Genomic DNA, 6,771 nt, shown 5'->3' on the forward strand with positions numbered 1-6,771 from the left:
CCAACATGGGCCGCAACAGCCCGGCGAAAATCAAGCGAATACGAAACTGCCATCGACAAATCCTCCTGCCGAACAGGAGAATCAGAGTTCGAAGCAAAAGGGAATCCCTCACGATTCCTTTTGTCGCGGATGTGCTTTAAAGATGGATGTCTACCCAGATGAGACCGGGCGGCTGCAAGACGCCTACGCGGGACGGCACGCATATATCCTTGCGCGTCCACCTTGCAGGCGGGCCCCGTTCAGGTGGCTTGACAATAGGATTATATACCTATTACCAATGGGGTTGGTGGACAGAACAGGGCCGTTTCCCATGCAGCACCGGGATATCTGGCGGGGAATAGACCAGCTGGCAGCGCATCATGGCCTGTCGGCTTCCGGCCTTGCGAAACGCGCGGGACTGGACCCGACGGCGTTCAACCCCTCGAAACGTGAAGGCGCCGACGGGCGACTGCGCTGGCCCTCGACGGAGAGCCTTGCACGCGTGCTGGCCGCAGTCGGCAGCGGGTTCGATGATTTTGCCGCTATGGTGGAGGGACGCCGGGGCGGGCTGGCACCGCTGATCGGCTTTGCACAGGCCGGGCAGGACGGCTTCTTTGACGATGCGGGCTTCCCGGTCGGCGGCAGCTGGGAAGAGGTGCGGTTTCCGGGCCTCGGCGACGAGCCGGTCTACGCGTTGCAGATCAGCGGGGATTCCATGGAGTTGGCCTATCGCGCGGGCGACCGGATCATTGTTGCGCCGGGCGCCGAGGTGAAACCGGGCGACCGGGTCGTGGCGAAGACGACAGGCGGCGAAGTGATGGCCAAGGTGCTGGCGCGGCGCAATACGCGGACGGTGGAGCTGGCGTCGCTGAACCCGGATTATCCGATGCGCAGTTTCAAGTCGAACGAGATCGCCTGGATCGGGCGTATCCTCTGGGCGAGCCAGTAGCGCATGACATATCTCATTCTCAAGGCGCTTGTGTCCGGCATCCTGATCGCGGCGGTGTCCGAGATTGCCAAGCGCAATCCCGGGTTCGGGGCGCTGGTCGCCTCGCTGCCGCTTGTGTCCGTGCTGGGCATGATCTGGCTGTGGCGCGACAAGCCCGACGTGGCCAATCTGGCCGATCATGCCAGCGCCACGTTCTGGTACGTGTTGCCGTCGCTGCCAATGTTCCTGCTGATCCCGGCCCTGTTGCGGCAGGGATGGGGATTCTGGCCGTCACTGGTGGCGGGATGCCTTCTGACAATTGCGCTCTACCTGCTGATGACGTGGATTGGCCCGCGATTCGGGCTCAGGCTCTGGCAGCCGCATTCCCAAGGGAGAAGGGATGCATTTTGCACATGACGCTCGGGAAGTGCTTTGCATGTTCCGCGAAAGCAGGTGAATAGGCCGACATGACCGATACCCCCTATGACGAACCCACACCGCAAGTCTCGCTGGACCCCGATGACTGGGACGCATTCCGCGCGCAGGCGCAGCGCATGCTGGACGCTGCCATCGACCGAATGCAGGCGAGCCGGCAGGGCCGCGTGTGGACCGAACTGCCGGACGCGATCAAGGACACGCTGAAGGCACCGCTGCCCCGCGAGGGCTGGGGCACGGAGGACGTGATCAGCCGTATGGAGACCCTGTTGCCCTATGGCGCCGGCAATACCAATCCGCGCTTCTTCGGCTGGGTGCACGGTTCCGGCACGCCGTCGAACATCCTGGCGGAAATGGCGGCGTCGTCGATGAATGCCAATGTCGGCGGGCGCGACCATGGCGCGATCTATGTCGAGAAGCAGGTGATCCGCTGGTGCCGCGAGCTGTTTGAGTTTCCGGACACCGCCAGCGGCATTGTCGTGTCCGGCACGTCAATGGCGACGATTATTGCGATCAAGGTGGCGCGGGATGCGCGCCTCGATTTTGCCAGCCGCAAGGAGGGCGTCTGCGGGCATGGCCTGGTCGGCTATACGTCGACCGAGACGCATTCCTGTGTCGCGCGGGCCTTCGACCTTGTCGGCCTCGGCACGGATGCCCTGCGGCGAATCCCGGCGAATGACCGGTTCGAGATCGACATGGACGCGCTGAAGGTGGCGATTGCGAAGGACCGCGCAGACGGGCTGACGCCATTCGTCGTGATCGGCACGGCGGGAACCGTGAATGTCGGCGCGATCGATCCGCTCGAAGACCTCGCCGACCTCGCGAAAGCGGAAAACCTCTGGTTCCATATCGATGGCGCGTTCGGCGCGCTGGGTGTGCTGTCGGAGCGGGCGCGGGGCCGGCTGACCGGGATCAAGCGGGCAGATTCGCTGGCCTTCGATTTCCACAAATGGATGCACGTCAATTATGATGCCGGCTTTGCCCTGATCCGGGACGAGACGCTGCACCGCGCCGCCTTCACCGACCGGCCGGATTATTTGAAGGCCAAGGAACGCGGGCTGGCAGGCGGAAACCCGTGGCCGGTGGAATACGGGCCGGAACTCTCGCGCGGATTCCGGGCGCTGAAAGTGTGGGCGCAGCTGGCCGAGTTCGGCACCGAGCGGCTCGGGCAGATGATTACCCGCAACTGCTATCAGGCATCCTATCTGGGCGAGCAGGTGGCCAGGACGCCGGGACTGGAATTGCTGGCGCCGGTGGCGCTGAACATCTGCTGCTTCCGGCATGTGGTCGATGGCCTGCCGGGCCCTGTGCTCGACGCGATGAACGATGAGATCGTGATCCAGTTGCAGGAGCAGGGGATCGCGGCCCCGTCGACGACGCAGCTTCATGGCCGGACGGCGATAAGGGTGAACATCACCAATCACCGCACGGCGCGCAAGGACCTCGATATATTGCTGGCCGAGATCGTGCGGATCGCGGCGTCGCCGGAAGTAGCGGCGGTGCGGGAGGCGGCGCTGAAGGCCTGACGGACGCCGCACGCGCGAACCTGTGTCACAAAACCGGAGGCTGTTTCGTCATGGGAGCAGCGAGAAGGAGATGGCCGATGTGGCGCGGAATATTGATTGGGGTGGCGATACTGAATTTGGGGCTGGCCGGCTATATAGGGTTTGCCCCGCATGCCTGGTATGAGCGCACGCCCGGCGTGGCGATGGTGGGGCCGTTCAACCTGCATTTCATCCGGGATGTGGCACTGGCCTACCTGGCCAGCGCGGCGGCGCTCGGCTGGGGCGCCTGGAAGCGCGATGTCACGGCGGCCGTGTTCGGCGCGGCCTGGCCCTGTTTCCATGCACTGTTCCACATCTGGATCTGGTTTGGCCGCGGTGTGCCGTTCGATGAGATCGCGCTGGTCAACCTTGTCGGCATCCAGTTGCCGGCCTGGCTGGCATTGATAGCGGCCTTGCAGTTCCAGTCGGCGAGGGCGGTGCGATGATCGGATGGTTCCTGAACAGGCAGGCGCGCGCCTTCGGCAAGCGCTATGACTATGACACGGCCTATATGTATGACGTGATCAACACGTCGTCCAAGGCCGGGATGCGCATGGCGGCGTTCCCCTACGCGACCGGCTTTCGCGGACCACCGGCGGCAGGTGAAGTCATGGCAGGCGCGATGCTGGCCTCGACGCTGGACGGCGATTGCGGGCCGTGGGCGCAGCTCGTCGTCAACATGGTGATTCAGGCCGGCGGCAACCCGGCAAAGCTGCAGCTCTGCGCCGAAGGCCGGGACGCCGAGGCCGGCGATGTCGGCATGGGATTCCGGTTTGCGAAGGCGGCGATTTCAGGTGATCCGATAGCGGATGACCTGCGCGCGGAGATCGAGGCCCGGTTCGGGAAAGAGGCGGTCGTGGCGGCGTCATTCGCGGCGGCGACGGGTCGGTGGTATCCTGTGTTCAAACGCGGCCTCGGCCATGGCATGGCCTGTACGCGGCTGCAATTTGGCGACGTGCCAGTGGAGGTGAGAAAGGCGTCATGAATCCGGCCACGGCGATCTTCGAAGCGGAGCGGCCCAAGCTGACGGCGCTGTGCTACCGGATGCTCGGCGAGCGGGCCGGGGCCGAAGACGCCGTGCAGGATACATGGCTGCGCTGGTCGCGGATTGATCCGGGGGCGATTGACAATCCGGCCGCGTGGCTGAGGCGGACGGCGACCCATATCGCGATCGATGCGCTACGCGCAGCGCGGGTGAAGCGGGACGCCTATCCGGGGCCGTGGTTGCCTGAACCGCTGTTTGCCGCAGAGGCGGAGGCAGCCGGTGCCCGGTTCGAGATTGCACAGGAGTGCGAGCTGGTGCTGCTATGGGCGATGGAGCGGCTGAGCGCAGCGGAGCGGGCGGCCTTCATCCTGCGCGAGGCGTTCGATGCCGGATATGACGAGATCGTGGCGACGCTGGGAAAGTCCGAAGCGGCGTGCCGCCAGCTGGTCAGCCGAGCGCACAGGCGGCTGCAGGAAAGCGGGCCGCGATTTGATGCGCCGGATGGCCAGGTGCGTGAGCTGATCGCGCGCTTCCTGTCGGCGGTTGCGGCGGACGATTTCGAGGCGGCGCGGCAATTGCTGGCGCCCGGCGCTACGGCGCTGAGCGATGGCGGGCGCAAGGCGAGCGCTGCGCTGCGGCCATTGGTTGGCGCGCAGGACATCCTGACCGTGTTTGCATCCGTGATGCGCCGGTCGGGCGCGGCAACGGACTGGCGGCTGGGTGTGGTCGAGGTCAATGGCGCGCCGGCGCTTTTGCGCTGGCTCGGCGGCCGGATCGACTTCGTGCTGACACTGGCGCCGGATGCGTCCGGGCGGATCGCCTGGCTCTACATCATGCGCAATCCCGACAAGCTGCCGGTTGCGGCCTACCAGTAGGTTTGCATGATCTCTTTTGCCCAGCCGGGTTCGCGCATTTGCCCACGCGGCTGGAAGCCCGACATGACCGGTTTGATGTCGAGCACGGGCGTGCCGTCGATCGCGTCGAGACCCTTGATATGGAGCACAGTGCCGTCGACGGAGAGGATCTCGCAGATCGTGGCGCCGAGACGGTTGGGGCGGTTCTTGCCGCGCTGGGCAAAGATGCCGATCTTCGGCCAGTCTGTGTTGCCTCGCGGGTAGCGCGCGCCGGTGACGATCTTGGCGTCGGGCACCTGGTCGAACAGGAAAATCACTTCGGCATGGGAGAAGGTTTCCAGCCCCATCAGCGCTTCGGCATCGAACAGGGCGGTATCGAGTTCAATGCGGGCGGGGACGGAATCCCAGTCATCATCGATGGCTTCCGACCGGTCGCAGCGGACGTGGCCGACCGGTTTCATCAGGAACGGATCAGGCATCGCACATCTCCCTGAAAAATGGGACAGCTACAAGCTTATCGGGAAATCCGGAAATGGCCTATTCTGTCGATTCTTCCCTTGCCGCTGGGTCAAAGAAGCGTCACAAACGCTCACCATGGATTGGGGCAAATTGAAATCCTTTCACGCGGCAGCCGAAGCGGGCAGCCTGACGTCCGCAGGCGAGCGCCTGGGGATATCGCAGTCGGCTGTGTCGCGCCAGATTGCGGCGCTGGAGGAGCAGTTGGGTGTGTCCCTGTTCCAGCGCCATGCGCGAGGACTGGTGATGACCGATAGCGGGCATACGCTTTTCCGGTCGACGATGGAGATGGCGGCGGCCGCCGCGATGGCGGGCACCGCGCTCAAGGACCAGCAGGAAACCCCGCAAGGCGAGCTGATCGTGTCGGCGCCGGTGGCTTTTGGCTCGACCTGGCTGGTGCCGCGGCTCGGCAGCTTTTCGCGCAAGCATCCCGACCTGCATCTCGACCTGCGTCTGGAAGACAGGGAATATGACCTGTTGAAGCTGGAAGCCGAATGCGCAATCCGGCTATGGGCGGCGGACAAGGCCGACCTGATCCAGCGCAAGCTCGGCACCGTGGCGACGAGCCTGTATGCCTCGCCGGAATACCTGAAGCAGAAAGGCGTGCCGCGCACGCCGCAGGATCTCGATAATCACCGCATCATTGCCTATGGCGACGAAAGCTCGCTGCTCAACGTGATGAGCTTTGCCTGCCGGGTGGGCCGCGATGACAGCCCGCCGCGCCCGGCGTCGCTGAAGCTGAACAATGTCTTCGCCATGCTGCGGGCCGTGGATGCCGGGCTCGGCATTGCCGATGTGCCTGATTACATGGCGAGCGCGATGCCGCGGCTGGTGAAAGTTCTGCCGGACCATGTCGGGCCGATCTTCGATCTCTACTTCGTTTATCCGAGCGACCTGCGCCGATCCAAGCGTGTGGCGGCGTTCCGTGACTTCGTGACAGCCGAGACGGAGCCGTTGCGACGGCCATCCATGCACCAAAGCTAATGTTACGGTTTTGTTAGATGCATATTTGCATGGGTGAGCTGCGGTCATGCAGGTTGCGCCGCAGGCTACAATCCCTATTTAGCATGTATGCCAAGGGCCCCGGGCATTTCCCAATCTCCTCCGGTTGGGCGTTTCCTCCCCCCTTCGGGGCCCGATACTCAAACCCGGCGCGTTCATTCGCAGCCGGGTTTTTTTGCTTTGGATTTGGGGCACGGGCACGGGCCGCGCGCAGGGGGTTCCATGGCACAGGGCCCGTCCTTCGACTTCGCTCAGGATAAGCCCCTGAGGTGGCATCTTGTCCGGCAGTGGCGCTAGCCCGGCGGCGCTGTCGCTTTGTGGAACGCGGCGTCGTTGAAGAAGCGCAGGTCCTGTTTGACCATGGGTTCGAGGCGCTTGCGGTTGATGCCGGGAATTTTCAGGAAGGCGAACGCGACCGGGCGCGGATGGCCTCTGGCCTTGCGCCGGGCGATCCAGCGAGCGAAGCGTTTGGCGTCGGCTTCGGGTTGGTCGATGACGGCCTGAAGGGCGCGGATGCGCGGGCCAGTA

General features: G+C 64.3%; 9 protein-coding genes. 7 read left to right on the forward strand and 2 right to left on the reverse strand.

Going from position 1 to position 6,771, the window contains the following annotated elements; translation table 11 throughout:
- Nucleotides 1–310: 310 nt before the first annotated feature.
- The 6 genes from ACESNB_RS02380 (at nt 311) to sigJ (ending at nt 4,746) form a co-directional block, all read left to right on the forward strand.
- Nucleotides 311–928 carry a helix-turn-helix transcriptional regulator gene (locus tag ACESNB_RS02380; RefSeq protein ID WP_373003254.1) on the forward strand — a complete coding sequence of 206 codons (618 nt, stop codon included), beginning with the start codon at nt 311–313 and terminating at the stop codon, nt 926–928.
- A gap of 3 nt (nt 929–931) precedes the next feature.
- A complete protein-coding gene (locus tag ACESNB_RS02385; protein ID WP_373003257.1) occupies nt 932–1,324 on the forward strand; it encodes a DUF3147 family protein in 393 nt (130 codons plus the stop codon).
- Between the two features lie 50 nt (nt 1,325–1,374).
- Entirely contained in the window at nt 1,375–2,868 is a 1,494-nt protein-coding gene (locus ACESNB_RS02390; RefSeq protein WP_373003260.1) for an aspartate aminotransferase family protein, read from the forward strand.
- Nucleotides 2,869–2,945: 77 nt separating this feature from the next.
- A complete protein-coding gene (locus ACESNB_RS02395) occupies nt 2,946–3,332 on the forward strand; it encodes a hypothetical protein (RefSeq protein WP_373003263.1) in 387 nt (128 codons plus the stop codon).
- Nucleotides 3,329–3,871, forward strand: coding sequence for a hypothetical protein (locus ACESNB_RS02400; RefSeq protein WP_373003266.1), 543 nt, complete (start codon nt 3,329–3,331; stop codon nt 3,869–3,871). Before ACESNB_RS02395 ends, ACESNB_RS02400 begins: the two co-directional genes overlap by 4 nt.
- Nucleotides 3,868–4,746, forward strand: coding sequence for an RNA polymerase sigma factor SigJ (gene sigJ / locus ACESNB_RS02405; RefSeq protein WP_373003269.1), 879 nt, complete (start codon nt 3,868–3,870; stop codon nt 4,744–4,746). The genes ACESNB_RS02400 and sigJ overlap by 4 nt, the downstream gene beginning before the upstream one ends.
- Here the strand turns inward: sigJ and ACESNB_RS02410 are convergent.
- Nucleotides 4,737–5,204: an SAM-dependent methyltransferase gene (locus tag ACESNB_RS02410; protein WP_373003272.1), complete on the reverse strand. Its 468-nt coding sequence runs from the start codon at nt 5,202–5,204 to the stop codon at nt 4,737–4,739. The genes sigJ and ACESNB_RS02410 overlap by 10 nt on opposite strands.
- A gap of 130 nt (nt 5,205–5,334) precedes the next feature.
- On the opposite strand from ACESNB_RS02410, the gene ACESNB_RS02415 reads away from it, so the two are divergent.
- Entirely contained in the window at nt 5,335–6,225 is an 891-nt protein-coding gene (locus ACESNB_RS02415) for a LysR substrate-binding domain-containing protein (protein WP_373003275.1), read from the forward strand.
- 311 nt (nt 6,226–6,536) lie between these two features.
- Here the strand turns inward: ACESNB_RS02415 and ACESNB_RS02420 are convergent.
- Nucleotides 6,537–6,771 (reverse strand): hypothetical protein (locus ACESNB_RS02420; RefSeq protein ID WP_373003278.1); only part of this gene is annotated, 235 nt, incomplete at its 5' end.

The organism is Hyphomonas sp., from assembly GCF_041689225.1.
Classification (GTDB): Bacteria; Pseudomonadota; Alphaproteobacteria; order Caulobacterales; family Hyphomonadaceae; genus Hyphomonas.

Excerpts from the sequence above, each read along its gene's own strand:
- ACESNB_RS02380 (WP_373003254.1), top strand. The coding sequence starts at position 311 with ATGCAGCACCGGGATATCTGGCGGGGAATAGACCAGCTGGCAGCGCAT.
- ACESNB_RS02385 (WP_373003257.1), top strand. The coding sequence starts at position 932 with ATGACATATCTCATTCTCAAGGCGCTTGTGTCCGGCATCCTGATCGCG.
- ACESNB_RS02390 (WP_373003260.1), top strand. The coding sequence starts at position 1,375 with ATGACCGATACCCCCTATGACGAACCCACACCGCAAGTCTCGCTGGAC.
- ACESNB_RS02395 (WP_373003263.1), top strand. The coding sequence starts at position 2,946 with ATGTGGCGCGGAATATTGATTGGGGTGGCGATACTGAATTTGGGGCTG.
- ACESNB_RS02400 (WP_373003266.1), top strand. The coding sequence starts at position 3,329 with ATGATCGGATGGTTCCTGAACAGGCAGGCGCGCGCCTTCGGCAAGCGC.
- sigJ (WP_373003269.1), top strand. The coding sequence starts at position 3,868 with ATGAATCCGGCCACGGCGATCTTCGAAGCGGAGCGGCCCAAGCTGACG.
- ACESNB_RS02410 (WP_373003272.1), bottom strand. The coding sequence starts at position 5,204 with ATGCCTGATCCGTTCCTGATGAAACCGGTCGGCCACGTCCGCTGCGAC.